Here is an 18,635-nt window from a genome sequence, read left to right as displayed (position 1 = left end):
GGCCGGCCTCAGTACGTGGCGCGCCCGCCGCTGATGTCGTAGACGGCGCCGGTCGAGAAGCTCACCCGGTCGGAGCCGAGGTAGGCGACCAGTTCGGCGACCTCCTCGGGACGACCGACGCGCCCCATCGGGATCAGGCTCGTGAGGTGGGCGAGCACCTCGGGCGAGGTGTTCTCGTTCATGGGGGTGGCGATGACGGCCGGCGCGACGGCGTTGACGAGCACGCCGCTGGTGGCCAGCTCCTTGCCGGCGGACTTGGTCAGGGCGATGACGGCGGCCTTGGAGGCGGAGTAGATCGACAGGTTCGGGTTCCCGTCCTTGCCGGCGATGCTCGCGAAGTTGACCACGCGGCCCCAGCCGCGCTCGCGCATCCCGGGGACGAACCACCGCATCGTGTTGACCGTACCGACCACGTTGACGTCGAGGACGCGCCGCCACTGCTCGGGCTCGGTCTCGGTCAGCGGCCGGTTGGGGCCGATCAGGCCGGCCGAGTTGACCAGCACGTCGACCGGGCCGATCGTCTCGGCCGCCTCCCGCAGCGCCCGGTCGTCGGTCACGTCGATGTCGACGTCGGCGCCTTCGAGGTCGAGTGTGGTCACCTGCAGGCCGTCGGCTCGGAGCCGTTCGGCCACGGCCGCTCCCAGTCCGCCGGCGCCGCCGGTCACGAGTGCCCTCTCGGCGGTCATGTCATCGCTCCTGTCGGTCGTGGTCGGGGGTCAATGCGATTCACGGTGCACTTCCGAGCCGCTCGATCCGGTCAGGAAGTCCAGGTCGGCGCCGGTGTCGGCCTGGCGCACGCGGTCGACGTAGAGCCGCTCCCAGCCGCGGGCCGGTGCGGCGAATCCGGCGACGGTCGCCTCGTCGGGCGTGCGCCGGGCCAGTTCCTCCTCGGGCACTTCCAGCTCGATCCGGCGGGCCGGCACGTCGAGGGCGACCGTGTCGCCGGTGCGCACCAGCGCGAGCGGTCCGCCGGCGGCGGCCTCGGGCGCCACGTGCAGGACGACGGTGCCGTAGGCGGTGCCGCTCATGCGGCCGTCGCAGATGCGGACCATGTCCCGGACGCCCTCGGCGAGCAGTTTCTTGGGCAGCGGCATGTTCGACACCTCGGGCATGCCCGGGTAGCCCTTGGGGCCGCAGCCGCGCAGGACCAGGACCGAGTCGGCGTCGACCTCGAGGTCGGGGTCGTCGATGCGGTCCCGGAAGTCCTCGATCGAGTCGAACACGACCGCCCGGCCGCGGTGCCGCAGCAGGTGCTCCGAGGCCGCGGCGGGCTTGATGACCGCCCCGTCGGGCGCGAGGTTGCCGCGCAGGACCGCGATGCCGCCCTCGGCGACCAGCGGTTCGTCCCGGCCGCGGATGACCTCGCGGTCCCAGATCCGGGCGTCGTCGAGGTGGTCGGCCAGCGGTCGGCCGGTGACGGTGAGGGCCTCGGGGTCGAGCAGGTCGCGGACCTCCCGCAGCACCGCGTGGAATCCTCCGGCGCGGTGGAGGTCCTCCATGAGGAAGCGGCCGGCCGGTTGGAGGTCGACCAGGGCCGGGACGCGGGAGCCGATGCGGTCGAAGTCGTCGAGCGTCAGCTCGACGCCCAGGCGCCCGGCGATCGCCAGGAGGTGGACGACCGCGTTGGTCGACCCGCCGATGGCCGCCAGCGCCACGATCGCGTTCCGGAACGACGACTCGGTGAGGAAGGTGCTCGGCCTGCGGTCGGCTCCGACCATGTCCACCGCCAGCCTGCCGGTGCCGTGGGCGGCCTCCAGCAGGCGGCTGTCGGGGGCCGGGGTGCCGGCGAGGCCGGGGGTGACCATGCCGAGGGCCTCGGCGACCAGTGCCATCGTGGAGGCGGTGCCCATCGTGTTGCAGTGGCCGCGGCTGCGGATCATCGCCGATTCGGACCGGGCGAACTGCTCGGGGGTGAGGGTGCCGGCCCGCATCTCCTCGGAGAGCCTCCATACGCCGGTGCCGCACCCGAGCGGCTCGCCCCGGAAGGTGCCGTTGAGCATGGGGCCGCCCGGGACGACCACGGCCGGCAGGTCCACCGAGGCGGCGGCCATGAGCAGTGCGGGGATGGTCTTGTCGCAGCCGCCGAGCAGGACGACGCCGTCGACGGGGTTGGCGCGGAACATCTCCTCGGCCTCCATCGCGGCCAGGTTCCGCCACAGCATCGCGGTGGGCCGCACCTGCGTCTCGCCCAGCGACATCACCGGCAGTTCGAGGGGGACGCCGCCGGCCTCGTAAACGCCGTCGCGCACCGACGAGGCCACTTCGGACAGGTGCCGGTTGCAGGGGCTCAGGTCCGAGGCGGTGTTGGCGATGGCGATCTGCGCTCGCCCGTCGAAGGCGTCGCCGGGGACGCCGCGGCGCATCCAGGCCCGGTGGATGTAGGCGTTGCGGTCCCGCCCGGCGTACCAGTGGTCGCTGCGGAGCTTCACGGGCGCCTCCCTGTTCACGTAGGTTGTCCGCTCCAATCTACGGGCGAGGTCGGCCCGGAGGCGAACGCCTCCGGGCCGACCGGTGCTACGGCTCGCTCAGGCGGCCGCGCGTGACCAGTGCTGGTTCGCACTGCCGCTGACGCACGGCCATTGGACCAGGTCGCCGCCGTTGTCGGTCGACCAGTTGTAGACGTCCAGGCACTGGCCGCTGTGCCGGGCTCGGAGTTGCCCGTAGCCGTCGCCGACGTCGACCCACTCCCATTGCTGGTTCTGGGCGTCGGAGATGCATGCCCACTGGAAGACGTTGGCGCCGTCGGCCGTGGAGCCGCCCTCGACGTCGAGGCACTTGCCGCTGTTCCGGTTCACGATGTTGAAGTAGCCGCTGCCGGCGTCCTGGAACTGCCACTGCTGGTTCTCGCCGGACAGGTACTCCCATTGGTGCACGTTCGCGCCGTCAGAGGTGGAGACGCCCTCCACGTCGACCGAGAGGCCGCTGTGCCGGCTGAGGATGCGCTCCCAGTCGCCGCTCGGGGGCGGTGGCGGCGGTGTCGTGCCGCCGTCGGACAGCGTGATGCTGTCCAGCTCGGCGTAGCCGACGCCGCCGTCGAAGTTGGGCGATCCCTTGGCGAGTCGGATCGTGTTGTAGCCGGAGTCGAGGTCCACCGACACCTCGGTCGAGTCGAACTGGCCCCAGTCGCCGGTGGGCGGGTAGGTGACCGACTGCCATGCGCCGCCGTTGTAGGCGAGCCCGTGCGTCGCGTCCGACCCGTCGCCGTTCGCGTAGCGGATGGCCATGGTGTATGTGCCGGAGCTGGGGACTTCGACGAGGAAGTCGACGAAGCTGTGCGTCCGCATGTCGGTGTCGTTGTCGATCTGACCGACGTAGTAGCCGTTCGAGGCACTGCCCGAGGAGAGCGTCTCCGCGAAGTTCACGTTCGCGCTCTCCGCCTCGTACGTCCGCTGCCAGGAGGGCGCGCCGGAGGCGGGCGTGATGAGCAGTTGGTAGGCCGTCTCCGCGTCCATGTCCGGCACGGCCACGTCGATGCTTCCGCCCGAAACGGTGTAGTCCTGGGTCGACACCACGATGTTGTTCGGCTGGTTGGTGTGCCGGCCGGTGTCGTTCGTGCGCGAAAGCTGCACGCTCACTTGACCGCCGAGTTCGCCCAGACCGTCGACCCGGACGTTGTTGGTCCCGCTGTCGCCGCCGAAGATGACGTTGACCCGTTCCCTGCTGGCGTCGTAGGAGGCGACGCCGTCGAGCCAGGACTCGGGGACGGTCTGCACGATCCGGCCCGACATGTCGGCGTACCAGCGGTAGACCCAGTAGGACGCGGTCGGCTGGCCGTTGTGGAACAGGCCGTTGAACGTGCCGGCCTCGAACCAATAGGGCCGCATCGCGTCCTGCACACCGTGCCGTTCGAGAACGGACAGGTAGTGCACGGCGATGCTGGGGATGTCGACCTGATCGGACGAGGCGTACTCGTTGATCGAGATCGGCAGCGGGCTGATGCCCAGTTCGTTCTCCAGGGCCCGGTAGTCGTCGACCTCGGAACCGAGATCGTTGTACGAGTGCTCGCCCAGACTGTGCCAGACCATGACGTCCGGCAGGGTGTCGGTGTCGCGCGCGTGGATGAGGAAGTCCCGCATCTTGCCGTTCTCGTACCACGCCCAGCTCGGGCCGGCGATCGGCGTCGTCGAGTCCAGGCTGCGAATGACGTTGTGCGTCTGCGTCCAGAACTGGTTGAACGTCATGCCGCGGTCGGAGTCCCAGTTGAGCTCCGGCTCGTTCCACAGCTCCCAGCCGGCGATGTTCGTCGTGCCGGTGGCGTCGAGGCGGTCCTGCACCATGTCGCGGACCTTCGCCTCCCAGTCCGCCCAGCCGTCCCACGGGTAGGGGAACGACGGGTAGATGTCGGGCATGCGGATGTACTGCTTGGCGCCGGCGTTGGTGATGTCGTCGGCGACCTCGAGCGAATCGCAGCACGGTTCGGTCGCGCCGTTGCCGAGGTGCGGCGTGTCGGGCGCCGGCTGCACGAACGCCGTGGGCCGCAGCGCGCGAAGCTGTTCGAGCGAGGGCGACCCGGAGTCCACGCCGTAGAGTCCTCCGGACGCGACGTGCGTGACGGGCCTGACGGTGTCGCCGACGTTGACGGTGAGGGTGTTGCCGGCGGCGCTGGCCGGGGCGGAGGACCCGATCACCGCCATGCCCAGGGTGAGTATCAGGACGCTCAGGCGCGCGAGCGTCCGTTTGAATGTGAGATGCATAGCGTCTCCTCGATGAGATTACGAACCGGTTCGATGATCCGATTCACTCGGGACGTTAGCTTCGAACGCCGTTCGATGCAAGATCTTCGATATATGTACCCGTTCAACAGGTGAAACTCTTGCAAACCGAACTTGCGTCTCCGGATTCGGCACGCTATGCTTCGAACCGGTTCGAACGTTCGCGGTCGAAGAAGGAGGACCCCTTGGCCACCATCGGAGACGTCGCCCGCGCCGCCGGCGTAGCGCGCTCGACCGCGTCGTACGCCCTCAGCGGCCGGCGATCGGTCTCGGACGAGGTGCGCGAGCGGGTCCGCCGGGCCGCACGCGAACTCGGCTACACCCCCAACGCCGGAGCCCGCACGCTCGCCACCTCCCAGACGATGGTCATCGCCCTGCTCGCCCGCTTCCTGCCCGACGAGTTCGCCCCGGCCATGCTGCAGTACATCCAGGGCGTCTCCGACAGCGCGCTCGAGGCCGGCTACGACATCCTGCTCAGCTCCGACCCCTACGGGCCGGCCGCGCTCAAGCGCATCACCGACTCCCGCATGGCCGACGGCGTCGTCCTGCTCAACGTCGCCGAACAAGACGACCGCCTGCCGGTCCTGCGGTCGGCGCCCCAACCCGGCGCCCTGGTCGGCCTGCCCGGCGACTGCACCGGCGTCGACGTGTTCGACCTGGACTTCGAAGAGGCCGGCCGCGCCATGGTCGAGCACCTCGACGCGCTCGGCCACCGCGAACTGATCCTCGTCTCCCAGCCCGAGCACGTCATCGAGCGCGGCGGCGCCTACGTGTGGCGCCTCCAGAACGCCGCCCTGGAGACCGCCGCCGCGCGCGGGGTCACCCTCCACGCCGCCTACGGCTCCTCGTCGCAACCCGACATCGGGCGCGAACTGCACGCCCTGCTCGAGGCCCACCCCGGGGCCACCGGCCTGCTGCTCAACAACGAGGCCGCCGCCGCGGCACTGCCCACCGTCATGCACGAGCGGGCCCTGTCGGCCCCCGCCGACCTCTCGGTCGTCGGCCGCTACTCCGACGAGTTCGCCCGCTCCTTCTCGCTCCCGTTCTCCTCGATCGACGCCGCGCCCCACCGGCTCGGCCGCATGGCCGTCCGCCAGCTCGTACGCCGCATCGAGCACCAGCCCACCGCCGACGGCCCCCACGTCGTCCGGCTCATCACCCCCGAACTCCTGGACCGGGGCAGCACCGCCCCGCCACCCGACCGGCAATGACCAATCCCTCACCCCGGCCGGCAACACCGCCGACCGGGTCCCGTTCAAGGAGGAACAACCAATGAAGCACCGCAGAGGCAAGCCCCTCGCCCGGTCCGCCGCGGCGGGCCTGGCCGCCGCCTCGCTCGCGCTGGCCGCGGCCTGCTCGTCGGGAGACGACGGCGAAGGCGCCGACACCTACACCTGGTGGGACCCGTACCCCCAGCACGAGGCCGACTCCGACTGGGCCGACCGCGTCGACGCCTGCGGCGACGAGGCCGGAGTGACCATCGAACGCACCGCCTCCGACACCACCGACCTGACCAACCGGGCCCTGCTGGCCGCCCAGGAGGGCACCAGCCCCGACATCATCCTGCTCGACAACCCGGCGGTGTCCACCCTCGCCGAGACCGAGATGCTGACCACCGTCGACGAGCTCGGCCTCGACGTGTCCGGCGTCGACCAGAACCTGCTCGCCGCCGGCGTCGTCGACGACACCGCCTACGGCATCCCGATCGGGGCCAACACGCTGGCGATCTACTACAACGCCGAAGTCCTCGACGCCGCCGGCGTCGACCCGGCCTCGATCGGCGACTGGGACTCGCTGACGTCCGCGCTCGAACAAGTTACCGATAACGGCGATCAGGGCATCACCTTCGCCGCCATCGGCACCGAAGAAGGCTCGTTCCAGTTCCTGCCCTGGTTCTGGGGCGCCGGCGCCGACCTGCGCGAGCTCGACTCGCCCGAGGCCGTCGAGGCCCTCGAACTGTGGACCGGCTGGCTCGAGGACGGCTACGCCCCGAACTCGGTGCTCACCAACTCCCAGAACACCACCTGGGAAGAGTTCCTCACCGGCGAGTACGGCTTCGCCGTCAACGGCACCTGGCAGGTCAACAGCGCCGCCGAGGCCGACTTCGAAACCGGCGTCGTCCAGATCCCGGCCCGCGGCGGCGGCCCCGCGCCCGCACCCACCGGCGGGGAGTTCATCATCGCGCCCGTGCAGTCCGACACCGAACGCTACGACGTCACCCGCCAGATCGTGGAGTGCATGACCACCCCCGAGGGCTTCGTCGAGACCGCCACGACCTTCGCCTACTACATCCCGCCCACCGCCGACGGACAGGAAGCGCTGCTGGAGGAGCAGCCCGAGCTGGAACCGTGGGTCGAGGCCGTCCGCGAGGCCAAGGGCCGCACCAGCGACAACCTCGGCACCGACTACCCGCTCATCTCCGAACAGCTCTGGACCGCCGTCCAGAACGCGCTGTCCGGCTCCGCCACGCCCTCCGAGGCGCTGGAGCAAGCACAGGCCGACGCCGAATCCGCCCTGGAGTAGCCCGCTCATGACCACGACTTCGGTCGGCGCGACCGGGCGTGCGTCCGACAGCGGCGCGGCGGGCCACCGGCCCGCCGCGCCGCCCCCGGACCGGCACCGGCGCCGCGGCGTTCCCGGCTCCGCCCGGCAGTGGACCGCGCTCGGCTTCGCCGCGCCCCTACTGGCCTACCTGCTGCTGTTCTACGCCTACCCGCTCTGGCGCAACCTCGACCTGAGCCTGCACGACTACACCGTGCGCGCCTTCGTCCAAGGCGACCCCGACTTCGCCGGATTCGCCAACTACGCCGAAGTGTTCGCCTCCGACTCCTTCGGCACCGCCCTGCTCAACACCGCCCTGTTCACCATCGTCTCCATCCTGTTCCAGTACGCGATCGGGCTGGCGCTGGCGGTGTTCTTCCACTCGAACTTCCGCCTCTCGGGCGTGCTGCGCGCACTGTTCCTCGTGCCCTGGCTCCTGCCGCTCATCGTCTCGGCCTCGACCTGGTCGTGGATGCTCAACAGCGAACACGGGATCATCAACTCCGTCATCCAGGCCTTCGGCGGGGATCAGATCAACTGGCTGACCTCGCCCGGCACCGCACTGGTCGCGGTCATCATCGCCAACATCTGGCTGGGCATCCCGTTCAACCTGGTCATCCTCTACGCCGGGCTGCAGCAGATCCCCGGCGAGCTCTACGAGGCCGCCGCCATCGACGGCGCGGGCGCCCGCGCCCGGTTCTGGCGCATCACCTTCCCGCTGCTGCGCCCGGTCTCGGCGATCACGCTGCTGCTGGGCTTCATCTATACGCTCAAAGTGGTCGACGTCGTCTGGATCATGACCACCGGCGGACCCGGCGACGCCTCCCTCACCCTCGCGGTGTGGTCCTACCGGGAGGCCTTCGGCACCGGCCAGCCGGACTTCTCGCCGGCCGCCGCGATCGGCAACCTGCTCATCGTCATCGCGCTCGTGTTCGGATTCATCCACCTGCGGATGCAGCGCTCCTGGGAGAAGTCATGACCGGCAGGCCCTTGTGGAAGACCGCGCTCGGCGTGGCGCTCACCGCGCTCATGCTGTTCCCCGTCTACTGGATGGTGAACGTCTCGCTGACCGACGCCGGCGACCTGCGCCGCAGCGACCCCAACTGGTTCCCGTCCGACCCGACCTTCGACGGCTACGAGGCCGCCCTGTCGCAGCAACTGCCCTCGCTCGGCACGAGCCTGGTCATCGGCTTCGGCTCGATCGCCCTGACCGTCGCCATCGCCGCCCCGGCCGGCTACGCACTGGCCGTCCTCCACCTGCGCGGCGGCCGGACGCTCAACTTCCTGCTCCTGGTGGCCCAGATGATCCCGGCCGTGGTCATGGCGATGGGCTTCTATGCGATCTATGTGCGCCTGGACCTGCTCAACACCGTGTGGGGGCTGATCGTGGCCGACTCCACGATCGCCGTCCCGTTCGGCGTGCTGCTGTACGCCACCTTCATGGCCGGAATCCCGCGCGAACTGGTGCACGCCGCGCGCATCGACGGCGCCGGATCCTGGCGCATCTTCACCAAGATCGTCATGCCGGTGAGCCGGAACTCCACCCTGACGGTGGCCCTGTTCGCCTTCCTGTGGGCGTGGTCGGACTTCATCTTCGCCTCCACACTCAACCGCGCCGGGGAGTACATCCCGATCACCCTCGGCATCTACCAGTACATCGGCAACAACACCACCCAGTGGAACGCGATCATGGCCACCGCCGCGATCGCCTCCCTCCCCGCGGCGATCCTGCTGGTCGTCGCGCAGCGCTATGTGGCAGCCGGAGTGACCGCCGGCGCCGTGAAGGATTGACACGTGGAAGACAGCACCGCCCCCCGCCCCGTGCCGGTCGCCCCGCCCGCCGGCCCGCGCCGAGGACTCGGACTCGACGAGATCCGCCTGACCGGCGGCTTCTGGGAACGCCTCCAGCGGTCGAACTCGGACGCCACCCTGCGCCACTGCCTGGAGTGGATGGAGCGCCTGGGATGGATCGCGAACTTCGACCGCGTCGCCGACGGCTCCACCGGCGGCGGGCGGCCCGGCTGGCAGTTCTCCGACTCCGAGATCTACAAGCTGGTCGAGGCCCTCGCCTGGGAGTACGGCCGCACCGGGCGGGCGTGGGCGAACGAGACCCTCGAGGCGCTGGTCGACCGGATCGCCGCGGCCCAGGACGAGGACGGCTACCTCAACACCTGCTACGGGCACCCCGGCCAGGAGCCGCGGTACTCGGACCTGCCGTCGGGGCACGAGCTGTACTGCACCGGGCACCTGCTGCAGGCGGCGGTAGCCCGCGCGCGGACGGTCGGACCGGACAAGCTCGTCGAGATCGCGCGGCGGGCCGCCGACCACGTGTGCCGCGAGTTCGGCGACGACGGACGCGCGGGCCTGTGCGGGCATCCCGAGATCGAGGTCGGCCTGGCCGAACTCGGCCGCGCCCTCGGCGAGCGGCGGTACACCGAGCAGGCGGCCCGGTTCGTCGACCGGCGCGGGCACGGCACGCTGCGGCCGGTCGCACTGCTGGACGCCACCTACTTCCAGGACGACCTGCCGGTGCGGGAGGCCGAAGCCTGGCGCGGGCACGCGGTGCGCGCCCTCTACCTGGCCGCGGGCGCGATCGACGTCGCCGTCGACACCGGCGACGCGGGCCTGCTGGGGGCCGTCGCGCGGCAGTGGGACCGCAGCGTCGAACGCCGGACCTACCTGACCGGCGGCATGGGCTCCCGGCACCAGGACGAGGGCTTCGGCGAGGACTGGGAGCTGCCGCCCGACCGCGCCTACTGCGAGACGTGCGCCGGCATCGGATCGGTGATGGTCTCGTGGCGGCTCTACCTCGCCACCGGCGACGTCCGGTACGCCGACCTGATCGAGCGCACCCTCTACAACGTGGTAGCAGCCTCGCCGAGCGAGGACGGCTGCTCCTTCTTCTACGCCAACCCGCTGCACCAGCGCACCGCCGCCGCCGATGTCAAGCCAGGCGAGGTCAACCCGCGCGCCGAAGGCGGCGTCCGGGCGCCCTGGTTCGACGTCTCGTGTTGCCCGACCAACCTCGCCCGCACCCTCGCCTCCTGGCAGACCTACGCCGCCTCGGTCGAGGGGGAGACCGTCTCGCTGCTGCAGTACGCCCCCGGCGAGGTGCGCCTCGCGCTTGCCACGGGCGGCCTGGCGCTGCGCATCGAGACCGACTACCCGCACGAGGGGACCGTTCGCGTCGAGGTCCTCGAGGCGCCCGGCCACCCGGTCGACCTGCGGATGCGGGTGCCGCACTGGGCCGACGGGGCCACGGTCGCCGACCGCTCCGGCGAGCGCACCGCCGGACCGGGCTGGGCGACGGCGCGCGGGCTCGGCCGCGGCGACGTCGTCGTCCTCGACCTGCCGGTGGCGCCCCGGCTGACCTGGCCCGACGATCGCATCGACGCCGTGCGCGGGTGCGCGGCGGTCGAGCGCGGGCCGCTGGTGCTGTGCGTCGAGTCGCTCGACCTGCCGCAAGGCTGGTCGCTCGAGGACGCCCGCCTCGACCCGACCGAGCCGCCGCGGCCCGAGGGCGACGGCGCCGTGGTGCGGATGAGGTCGGCCGCCGCCGAGCCGGGCGCTTCGGGCCGCGTGCCCTACCGCTCGACCGCGCCGGAGGGGCTGCCGCCGGGGGAGCCGGGCCGCGCGGTCCGCCTGGTGCCGTACCACCGGTGGGCCCGGAGGGGGAGCGCGGCGATGCGGGTGTTCCTGCCGACGAGCTGAACCGGGGACCGAGCCGACGCCCGCGGAACCCGGTCCCGACCTGATCGCCCGGCGCGGCGGCGAGACGTCCGTCATCCGGGCCCGGGGCCGTGGTCCGCCCGGCTTCCGCTCCCGTGGCAGGATCGCCCGATGCTGAAATTCACCGACTTCATCATCGACTGCCCTGACACGATGGCGCTCGCGGACTTCTACGCCAAGGTCGTCGACCGCGAGATCGCGGAGGGCAGCGACGAGATGTGGGCCAGCATTCGCTTCGGCGACCTCTACCTCGCCTTCCAGCGGGTGGAGCACTACCGGCCCCCGACCTGGCCCGGCGACGAACACCCCAAGCAGTACCACCTCGACTTCGAGGTCGACGAGTTCGAGCCCGAGCAGCGCCGCGTCGTCGAACTCGGCGCGACGCTGCAAAAGAACTTCATCGGGCCCGAGGGATACGGGTGGCAGGTCTACACCGACCCGGTGGGACATCCCTTCTGCCTGTGCCGCAACAAAGGGTTCGACTGGAGCTGAGAGGGCGATCGGCGCCGGTGCCCGGTAGCGGACCCGGTGCGCCCGGTCCGCGGTTCCCGACCGCGCGGGTGCCTCAGGCCGGGTACCACTTCTGGTTCTCGCCGCCGTGGCGCTCCCACATGATCAGGTCGGTGCCGTCGGACGAGTCCCAGCCTGCCACGTCGATGCACTTGCCCGACTGCGGATTGACCAGCTCGTTCGCGTCGGTGAGGACCCATTGCTGGGCGCCGGTGCCGTTGGGGGTCCACAGTTGCACCTTGGCGCCGTTGGCGGTCGAGCCGCCGGCGACGTCGAGGCACTTGCCGAGGGCCCGGATGGTGCCGTCCTCGTGGAAGGTCCACTCCTGCGCCGCGGTCCCGTTGCGGGTGTAGAGCTGCACCGGCGTGCCGTCGGCGCTGCCGCCGCCCTCGACGTCCATGCACTTGCCGGCGTAGCCGATGATGGGACCGCTCGCGGAGCCGCTGGCGGAGCCGCCGCCGACGGTCAGGGTCAGGCGGCCCGGTTCGGGGTCGAAGGCCGCGCCGGACTGGTCGGGCGCGTCGTCGGGCGTCACGTCGTCGTAGGGGAAGGCGTAGCCGATGGGGGAGTTGGCGTGCACCACCCGCGAGTAGTGGTTCGTCACCGGGTGCTGGTAGAACTCCTCGACCGCGGCGCCGTTCGGCTGGTCGGCGTGGCTGAGGATCGTGCTGCGGTTGAACGCCGCCGCCAGCCGCGCCAGCGCGCCCTTCCGCTCGGGGGAGTCGGAGGGATTGTTCGCGAACGGCCCGCCGTCGCAGGTGAAGATGTCCCAGTCGTTCGGCTTGCCGAACGTCGAGCCGTCGTCGAAGACCAACCGGTCGCCCTGGACGCGGCCGGTGAGCACGCCGCGCCCGCCCTGGAGGTCGACCCGCAGGTCGTTGTGCCGGTAGTGCTCCCAGACCTGGTCGGCGTAGTCGCTCCAGTAGCCCTCGAACGGCATGTCCGGCTGGCCGAGCCGGGTCGCCATGATGTTCTGCGGCGACATCACCCGCAGGACCCGGTCGTCGTCGCCGCGCATGACCAGCTCGTCCCACGGCTGCCCGTCCGAGGAGGCCTGGGAGTTCAGATCCGCGGCGATGGCCTCGACCGCGCCGGCCGGGAGCGGCGCGACACTGTGGTCGCCGTTGCCCTGCAGGCGGATGCCGATCGGCAGGGCGGTGACCAGGTCGACGTAGCTGAGGTTGATGTAGAGCTGGAAGTCGTTGAAGGTGAACTCGCAGAACGAGACGATCTTCTCGTAGTTGGAGTCCTCGGCGTTGTGCAGCGCGGGCTCGACCAGCGCCGGTCCGGGGTTGACGTAGAAGTCGATGGTGTCCTCGCGGACGAAGTAGACCCGTGAGCCGTACATGCGCGGCAGGGTGATCACGACCGGGTCGGCGCCGGGGGCGTTGAGGGGGATCGCGGCGTCGACCGGCAGCGGCGTGTCCGGTCCCGGCGGCTCCTCGATGTAGTACGGGCCGTCGGGGCGCAGGACCATCATCCGGTCGGTGCCGAACTCGCGGCCGGTGACGTAGGCGTTGACCGCGGAGGTGTCGGTGCGGTTGGCGAGCGCGAGCTCGCATGTGGCCGGCGTGGCTTCGGCCTCGGTTCCGGCCATGCGGTGCCACCAGGGGGCGCTGGCGGCGACGACGCCGGTGGCGGCGGTGGCGGTGATCATCTTTCTTCGCGAGAGCATGGTCACGATCGGTCCTCTCATTCCAGGAGACTGAGAGCGCTCTCGTGTTTCTGGACCTGGTCCATATACGCGAGAGAGAGCGCTCTCTCAAGTTCGTCCTACTTTTTCTAGCACATACATAGACCTACGTCAATTACTTGACAGCCGGATGCGGCCTCACTCGGAGTTGCCGAACGCCGTTCAGAGCCGCCAGGCCCCGTTGGTCTTCAGCATCATCGAATACACCGAGTTCGTCGCGCACACGAACAGGCGATTGCGCTTCGGGCCCCCGAAGACCAGGTTGGAGACCGCCGGCTGCGGAATCGGCAGCCTCGCCAGCCGCGTGCCGTCGGGGTCGAAGCAGTTCACGTCCGCCGCAGCGGCCCAGACCCGGCCGGCGACGTCGACCCGCATGCCGTCGAGGTTCCCGCCGGGCGAGGCCGCGAAGACCTCCCCGCCCGACAGGCCGCCGCCGTCGACGCCGAAGACCCGGATGTGACCGGCGCTCGTGTCGGAGACGTAGAGGCGCGACTCGTCGGGGGAGAAGGCGAGCCCGTTGGGGCGCTGGAAGTCGTCGGCGACCCGCGCCACCGCACCCGAGGCGGGGTCGATGCGGTAGACGTGGCAGCCGTCGATCTCCGGCTCGGCCGCATGGCCCTCGTAGTCGCTGTCGATCCCGTACTGCGGATCGGTGAACCAGACCGCGCCGTCCGAGGAGACCACCACGTCGTTGGGGCTGTTGAACCGGCCGCCCTCCCAGCGGTCGGCCAGGACCGCGACCGAGCCGTCCAGTTCGGTCCGCGTCACCCGCCGCTCGCCGTGCTCGCACGAGACCAGCCGCCCCCGCCGGTCGAGCGTGTTCCCGTTGGCATAACCGGCCGGGAACCTGAAGACGCTCACCGAACCGTCGGTCTCGTCCCAGCGCATCAACCGGTCGTTCGGGATGTCGCTGAACAGCAGGTACCGCCCCGACGGCACGTACACCGGCCCCTCGGTCCACCTGGCGTCCGAGAACAGGCATTCGAGATAGTTGTCGCCGCCGACATTGAAGCGACCGTCGAAGACCTCGAAACTCACTGGCGTGCCGCCCATGGGGGATCCTTCCGTCGGAGACCTCGACGGCGAATCTACCGCCTCGACCGGAGAGCCCGAATGGGGCGTCACTCAGCACCGGAGGGGCCCGAGGCTCACGGCGGGACGATTGGGATCATGGAGTCGTGACTGAAGCGGGGGCTTGGCGGCCGCGGGAACCGGTGTTGAGTTGGGTGCCGGCGAACGAGGTCGATGTACTGACGGGGGAACAGGTTCGGGACCGGCTGCGCGCCGAGATACGAGCGATCGAGGAAGCAGGCGGACCGGCCGACTCACCGGAGCGTTTGGAGGGACTCCTCCACGACGTGCGCGCGGTCATCCGCGACGGCGGCCCGCCGAGCAGGGGGCTCATCATCGTCGCCTCGTGGCTCGTCGGGCTCCGCGAGTCGGGTGTGGACCGGGTGCCGGTGCGGACGCTCACCGCGCTGGCCGACGCGATCGACGTCGGGATCATCGCCTGGAAGGACATGCACTGACACCCGCCGGTCGGAACACCGGTGTCAGTCCGGCGGGGGAGCGGTCGAGTCGCGGACGACGAGTTTGGTGGGCAGGGAGATGTGCGCCCCGCCCCGCGGCTCCTCCTCGCCCATATCGGCCGCGGCGTACTGGAGCAGCAGGTCGATCGCGGCGGTCCCGGCGTCGGGGGTCGGGACGATGAGCGTGGTCAGGCTCGGCCTCGCCAGCCGGGCGAGCACGGTGTCGTCGATGCCGATGACGCTGACCTGTCCGGGCACGTCCACGCCGAGGCTGTGCAGGCCCTCCATGAGTCCGATGGCGAGCAGGTCGTTGTAGGCCAGCACCGCGGTGATGCCGCTGCTGGCGACCTGCTCGGCGACCGCGAGCCCGGCGTCCTCGTTCGGGGTGTTCGGGCCGAGGACGGTCACCTCCGCCCGGTCGTCGGCCGTGGAGGTCACCGAGCGGCGGATCTGGGAGTTGGTCCACGACTGGCGCGGGCCCGAGACGTAGGCGATCTTGCGGTGCCCGAGTTCGAGCAGGTGCTCGATCGCCACCTGCGAGCCGTCCACGACGTCCATCGTCACCGAGGGGATGCCGGTCATCTTGCGGTTGACCAGCGCGATCGGGATGGTCTCGTTGAGCCGCTCGATTTTCGCGTTCGATACGCGCGGCGCGCACAGCACCACGCCGTCGACCTGCTTGGCCAGGGCGTCCACCAGTTCGGCCTCTATGGCCGGGTCCTCCGAGGCGTCGGCCACGAACAGGTGGTAGTCGCGGGCGCGGGCGGTGTGCTCAGCGGCCTTGATCATGGGAGGGAAGAACGGGTTGGCGATGTCGGCGACGATGAAGCCGATATTGTGGGTGCGGCCGGTGGTGAGCGCCCTGGCCACCCGGCTGGGCCGGTATCCGAGGCGCCGGGCGGCCTCCATGATCCTGGTCCGGGTCTCGGGGCGCACCCGGTGCGGCACGGAGAAGGCGCGCGAGACGGTGGACATGTGCACCTGCGCCTCACGGGCGACATCCTTGATGGTCGCGGCCACTGGAGGGGTCCCCTGTCGTCTCGCTGAGATCATTGATCGGCTCTTTAAATTACGCAAACGATTGTAGGCCGGTCAAGGGCGGTGCCGAAACGGCCCGGGGCGAATCCCGGCGATCCGATTCGGATCCGACCCGACCGGGACGAACCCGGATACCGGAATCCGGCTGAGCCCGGACGGGGCCAAGACCCGGCGACGCAGTTCGCCGGGGTCGGCCGGATCGACCGAGGCCGCGGCGTCAGCCCGGCGTCGGCCGACGCCGGTGCGTCTCCCGCATCCGGACCGCCGCGAACGCGCCCGACAGGGCCGTCAGCGCCGCGACGGCGGCGATGGCCACCGGGATGCTCCAGGCGTCGGCGAGCAGACCGGCCACGAGCGCGCCCACGGCGAACCCGGCGTCGCGCCAGAGCCGGTAGACGCCGACCGAGCGCGCCCGCCACGTCGGATGGGCGGTGTCGCCGATCGCGGCCAGCAGCGTCGGATAGACCATCGCGGTGCCGATCCCCAGCAGCACGGCCGCGCCCGCCCACACCGCGAAGCCGTCCGCTCCGGCGAACACCGCCAGGCCGACCGCCTGCACGAACATGCCCCACACGACGAAGCCTTTGCGGCCCAGCCGGTCCGAGGCCGGACCGGTGGCGAGCTGGCCGAGGCCCCACACGGCCGGGTAGATCGCCGCGATCAGGCCGACGTCGGCCACGCCGAGCCCGTCGGCGGCGAGCAGGACCGGCAGCAGCCCCCAAGCGAGCCCGTCGTTGAGGTTGTTGACCAGGCCCGCCTGGCTGACCGCCGACAGGGTCGGATCGGTCAGGCTCGTGCGGGTGAAGACCTCCCGAGAGGACAGCCCGGCCTCGCCGCCGACGTGGCCGGCCGCCTCGAGCCGCACGTGCCCGGCGGTCTCGCGGACCGCGAAGACCGACAGCCCCAGAGCGATGGCCACATAGGCGGCGCCCAGCGCGAATGCGCCCGGCTGCCAGCCGTATTCGGCCGCCAGCCGGCCGGTCGCCATCGAGGTGACGGCGACCGCGAAGTACCCGGCGGCCTCGTTGAGCCCCATCGCCAGGCCGCGCCGCTCCGGGCCGGCCAGGTCGATCTTCATGACCACCGTGGTCGACCACGTCAGGCCCTGGTTGACGCCCAGCAGCACGTTCGCGGCGATGACCCACGACCAGTCGGGCGCGGCCATGAGCATCAGCGGCACCGGGACCGCCACCAGCCATCCGGCGACGAGCACCGGCTTGCGCCCGTAGCGGTCGCACAGGCCCCCGGCGAAGAAGTTCACCCCGGCCTTGGTAGCGCCGAACACGGCGATGAACAGCAGCGCCGAGGTGTAGGAGGTGATCCCGAAGGTCTCCTCGCCGAAGGCGGTGAGGATCCGCTCCTGGCCGAGCAGCCCGCCGACCAGGGCGTTGACGACGACGAGGAGGCTGAACTGGCCCAGGTTGGCGGCCAGGCCCAGGCGGGGCGGGGCGGCCGGTCTCATCGGCCGTCCGCCAGAGGCAGGTCCGCCGCCTCGGCCAGCTCGTCCGGACCGCCGGCCAGCACCGACACCCGCGCCCCGCGCCGCGCCGCCAGGCTCGCGCCGGTCATGGCCCGCTCGCCGTGCCCGCACATCGACAGCAGCGGCCCGGACGGCAGGTCCGCCTCGCCGAGGCCGCCGAGTTCGATGCCGACCGCCCCGGGCACGTGCCCGGCGACGTACTCGGACTCCTGCCGCACGTCGAGCACCGTGGCGCCCTCGCCGGCGGCCTCGGCCGGGTCCAGCACCGGGATGGCCGCGGCGGGGCCGTCCCAGGCGTCGACGCCCCCGGCCAGCTCGCCGGCGAGTTCGTAGCCGACCTTGGCGGCCTGCCAGGCGATCTCGGCCGGGTCCTGGCCGGGGTCGCGGACGATCACCACCGGGGTGCCGAACTCGACCACCCAGCCGAGCCAGGTGGCGAACTGGCCGCGCAGCGGGATGGAGACCGAGCCGGGGACGTGGGCCGGGCCGAAGTCGCGGACCGGCCGCGCGTCGACCACGGCCGCGCCGTCGGCCTGGAGGCGCCGCACCCGCTCGGCGCTCAGCGGCTCGAGCGTCGGCGGTTCGGCCACGACCGCCGGCCCGGACCGGTTGACCTCCGAGAGGTGGTCGAAGTAGGACGGATAGGAGCCGAGGCCGCCGAGCAGCCGCTCCACGAACTCGTCCTCGTCGGCCGCGGCCAGCAGCGGGTTGCCGGCCTTCTCGGCGCCGATGGTGGAGGTCCGCTCGGCCCCGGGCGGGGCCGAGCAGAACGAGCCGGCGCCGTGGGTCGGCCACACCGCTACCTCGTCGGGCAGCTCGAGCAGCCGCTGTAGCGACCGGAACTGGCGCCGGGCCAGTTCCTCGGCGCGGTCGGGGTCGACCAGGTCGGTGCGGGCGGCGGCGCCCACCAGCAGCGAACCCCCGGTGAAGACCCCCAGCGGCCGCGTGCCGTCGAGGATCAGGTAGCTCAGGTGCTCCTCGGTGTGTCCGGGCGTGCCGAGCGCGCGCAGCGTCAGGCCGCCGAGGTCGACCTCGTCGCCCTCGCCCAGGCCCCGGTGCGGGAAGGCCCGGCCCCCGGCGCCGGAGGCCAGGATCTCCACCCGGTCGCGCGAGCGCAACTGGAGCGCCCCGGAGACGAAGTCGGCGTGCAGGTGGGTCTCGGCGACCAGCCGGGGCCGCAGACCGGTGCGGTCGGCGGCGGCGCGGACGGTGCGCAGGTCGCGCGCGGGATCGACCGCCAGCGCGCTCCCGTCCCCGAGGTCGAGGAGGTAGGCGGTGTTGCCCAGGCCCTCGTCGACCAGGGCCGTCGGTTCGATGTCGGTCATCGCGGTCTCCTTCTCTTCTCGGGGGGCGGGTACCCCGAGACCAGTGATACAGTATTCCAAAGAATGATGGAATACAAG

At 71.2% G+C, this 18,635-nt stretch carries 15 protein-coding genes and 1 pseudogene; 7 read left to right on the top strand and 9 right to left on the bottom strand.

The annotated features are described in order from the left end of the window. Window positions 1-8: 8 nt before the first annotated feature. From CUT39_RS04625 to CUT39_RS04615, 3 genes are all read right to left on the bottom strand, one after another. Window positions 9-686: an SDR family NAD(P)-dependent oxidoreductase gene (locus CUT39_RS04625; protein WP_100444797.1), complete on the bottom strand. Its 678-nt coding sequence runs from the start codon at window positions 684-686 to the stop codon at window positions 9-11. 30 nt (window positions 687-716) lie between these two features. After that, window positions 717-2,429: an IlvD/Edd family dehydratase gene (locus tag CUT39_RS04620; protein WP_100444796.1), complete on the bottom strand. Its 1,713-nt coding sequence runs from the start codon at window positions 2,427-2,429 to the stop codon at window positions 717-719. Between the two features lie 96 nt (window positions 2,430-2,525). Next, the gene (locus CUT39_RS04615; protein WP_157930479.1) at window positions 2,526-4,694 is read right to left on the bottom strand and encodes an RICIN domain-containing protein; all 2,169 of its coding nucleotides are present in this window, start codon (window positions 4,692-4,694) and stop codon (window positions 2,526-2,528) included. A 203-nt stretch (window positions 4,695-4,897) separates the two neighbouring features. Here CUT39_RS04615 and CUT39_RS04610 point away from each other — a divergent pair, with 203 nt between their 5' ends. The 6 genes from CUT39_RS04610 to CUT39_RS04585 all read left to right on the top strand — a co-directional run bounded on the left by CUT39_RS04610 (window position 4,898) and on the right by CUT39_RS04585 (window position 11,474). Continuing rightward, window positions 4,898-5,923, top strand: a complete 1,026-nt coding sequence (locus CUT39_RS04610; protein WP_100444795.1) for a LacI family DNA-binding transcriptional regulator — start codon at window positions 4,898-4,900, stop codon at window positions 5,921-5,923. 61 nt (window positions 5,924-5,984) lie between these two features. Continuing rightward, a complete protein-coding gene (locus tag CUT39_RS04605) occupies window positions 5,985-7,235 on the top strand; it encodes a sugar ABC transporter substrate-binding protein (protein WP_100444794.1) in 1,251 nt (416 codons plus the stop codon). A gap of 7 nt (window positions 7,236-7,242) precedes the next feature. Continuing rightward, window positions 7,243-8,232 carry a carbohydrate ABC transporter permease gene (locus CUT39_RS04600; RefSeq protein WP_100444793.1) on the top strand — a complete coding sequence of 330 codons (990 nt, stop codon included), beginning with the start codon at window positions 7,243-7,245 and terminating at the stop codon, window positions 8,230-8,232. Next, window positions 8,229-9,044 carry a carbohydrate ABC transporter permease gene (locus CUT39_RS04595; protein WP_100444792.1) on the top strand — a complete coding sequence of 272 codons (816 nt, stop codon included), beginning with the start codon at window positions 8,229-8,231 and terminating at the stop codon, window positions 9,042-9,044. Before CUT39_RS04600 ends, CUT39_RS04595 begins: the two co-directional genes overlap by 4 nt. Before the next feature lie 3 nt (window positions 9,045-9,047). Continuing rightward, a complete protein-coding gene (locus CUT39_RS04590) occupies window positions 9,048-10,964 on the top strand; it encodes a glycoside hydrolase family 127 protein (protein WP_198586881.1) in 1,917 nt (638 codons plus the stop codon). A 129-nt stretch (window positions 10,965-11,093) separates the two neighbouring features. Next, window positions 11,094-11,474, top strand: a complete 381-nt coding sequence (locus CUT39_RS04585) for a VOC family protein (RefSeq protein ID WP_100444791.1) — start codon at window positions 11,094-11,096, stop codon at window positions 11,472-11,474. Between the two features lie 73 nt (window positions 11,475-11,547). Here the strand turns inward: CUT39_RS04585 and CUT39_RS21660 are convergent, their stop codons facing one another. From CUT39_RS21660 to CUT39_RS04575, 3 genes and pseudogenes are all read right to left on the bottom strand, one after another. Then, window positions 11,548-11,913: an RICIN domain-containing protein gene (locus CUT39_RS21660; protein WP_408611107.1), complete on the bottom strand. Its 366-nt coding sequence runs from the start codon at window positions 11,911-11,913 to the stop codon at window positions 11,548-11,550. A 36-nt stretch (window positions 11,914-11,949) separates the two neighbouring features. Beyond that, window positions 11,950-13,167 (bottom strand): annotated as a pseudogene (locus tag CUT39_RS04580) (glycoside hydrolase family 64 protein); the annotation flags it as partial. Window positions 13,168-13,347: 180 nt separating this feature from the next. Beyond that, window positions 13,348-14,238 carry an SMP-30/gluconolactonase/LRE family protein gene (locus tag CUT39_RS04575; protein ID WP_100444789.1) on the bottom strand — a complete coding sequence of 297 codons (891 nt, stop codon included), beginning with the start codon at window positions 14,236-14,238 and terminating at the stop codon, window positions 13,348-13,350. A 125-nt stretch (window positions 14,239-14,363) separates the two neighbouring features. On the opposite strand from CUT39_RS04575, the gene CUT39_RS04570 reads away from it, so the two are divergent. Continuing rightward, on the top strand, window positions 14,364-14,714 hold the full coding sequence (locus tag CUT39_RS04570; protein ID WP_157930478.1) for a hypothetical protein: 351 nt from the start codon (window positions 14,364-14,366) through the stop codon (window positions 14,712-14,714). A gap of 24 nt (window positions 14,715-14,738) precedes the next feature. On the opposite strand, the gene CUT39_RS04565 is transcribed toward CUT39_RS04570, so the two are convergent. The 3 genes from CUT39_RS04565 to CUT39_RS04555 form a co-directional block, all read right to left on the bottom strand. Beyond that, window positions 14,739-15,734 (bottom strand): LacI family DNA-binding transcriptional regulator, encoded by a 996-nt coding sequence (locus CUT39_RS04565; protein WP_100444787.1) that lies wholly within the window; start codon window positions 15,732-15,734, stop codon window positions 14,739-14,741. A gap of 235 nt (window positions 15,735-15,969) precedes the next feature. Next, window positions 15,970-17,214 carry an MFS transporter gene (locus tag CUT39_RS04560; protein WP_100444786.1) on the bottom strand — a complete coding sequence of 415 codons (1,245 nt, stop codon included), beginning with the start codon at window positions 17,212-17,214 and terminating at the stop codon, window positions 15,970-15,972. Then, entirely contained in the window at window positions 17,211-18,557 is a 1,347-nt protein-coding gene (locus tag CUT39_RS04555) for an MBL fold metallo-hydrolase (RefSeq protein ID WP_100444785.1), read from the bottom strand. Before CUT39_RS04555 ends, CUT39_RS04560 begins: the two co-directional genes overlap by 4 nt. Between the last annotated feature and the right edge of the window lie 78 nt (window positions 18,558-18,635).

This window comes from Glycomyces xiaoerkulensis, from assembly GCF_002798405.1.
Classification (GTDB): domain Bacteria; phylum Actinomycetota; class Actinomycetes; order Mycobacteriales; family Micromonosporaceae; genus Glycomyces; species Glycomyces xiaoerkulensis.
Note: the sequence above shows the minus strand (reverse complement) of the source record. Positions and strands in the feature narration are given on the sequence as shown.

Excerpts from the sequence above, each read along its gene's own strand:
- CUT39_RS04595 (WP_100444792.1), top strand. The coding sequence starts at position 8,229 with ATGACCGGCAGGCCCTTGTGGAAGACCGCGCTCGGCGTGGCGCTCACC.
- CUT39_RS04585 (WP_100444791.1), top strand. The coding sequence starts at position 11,094 with ATGCTGAAATTCACCGACTTCATCATCGACTGCCCTGACACGATGGCG.
- CUT39_RS04555 (WP_100444785.1), bottom strand. The coding sequence starts at position 18,557 with ATGACCGACATCGAACCGACGGCCCTGGTCGACGAGGGCCTGGGCAAC.
- CUT39_RS04605 (WP_100444794.1), top strand. The coding sequence starts at position 5,985 with ATGAAGCACCGCAGAGGCAAGCCCCTCGCCCGGTCCGCCGCGGCGGGC.
- CUT39_RS04615 (WP_157930479.1), bottom strand. The coding sequence starts at position 4,694 with ATGCATCTCACATTCAAACGGACGCTCGCGCGCCTGAGCGTCCTGATA.
- CUT39_RS04575 (WP_100444789.1), bottom strand. The coding sequence starts at position 14,238 with ATGGGCGGCACGCCAGTGAGTTTCGAGGTCTTCGACGGTCGCTTCAAT.
- CUT39_RS04625 (WP_100444797.1), bottom strand. The coding sequence starts at position 686 with ATGACCGCCGAGAGGGCACTCGTGACCGGCGGCGCCGGCGGACTGGGA.
- CUT39_RS04560 (WP_100444786.1), bottom strand. The coding sequence starts at position 17,214 with ATGAGACCGGCCGCCCCGCCCCGCCTGGGCCTGGCCGCCAACCTGGGC.
- CUT39_RS04600 (WP_100444793.1), top strand. The coding sequence starts at position 7,243 with ATGACCACGACTTCGGTCGGCGCGACCGGGCGTGCGTCCGACAGCGGC.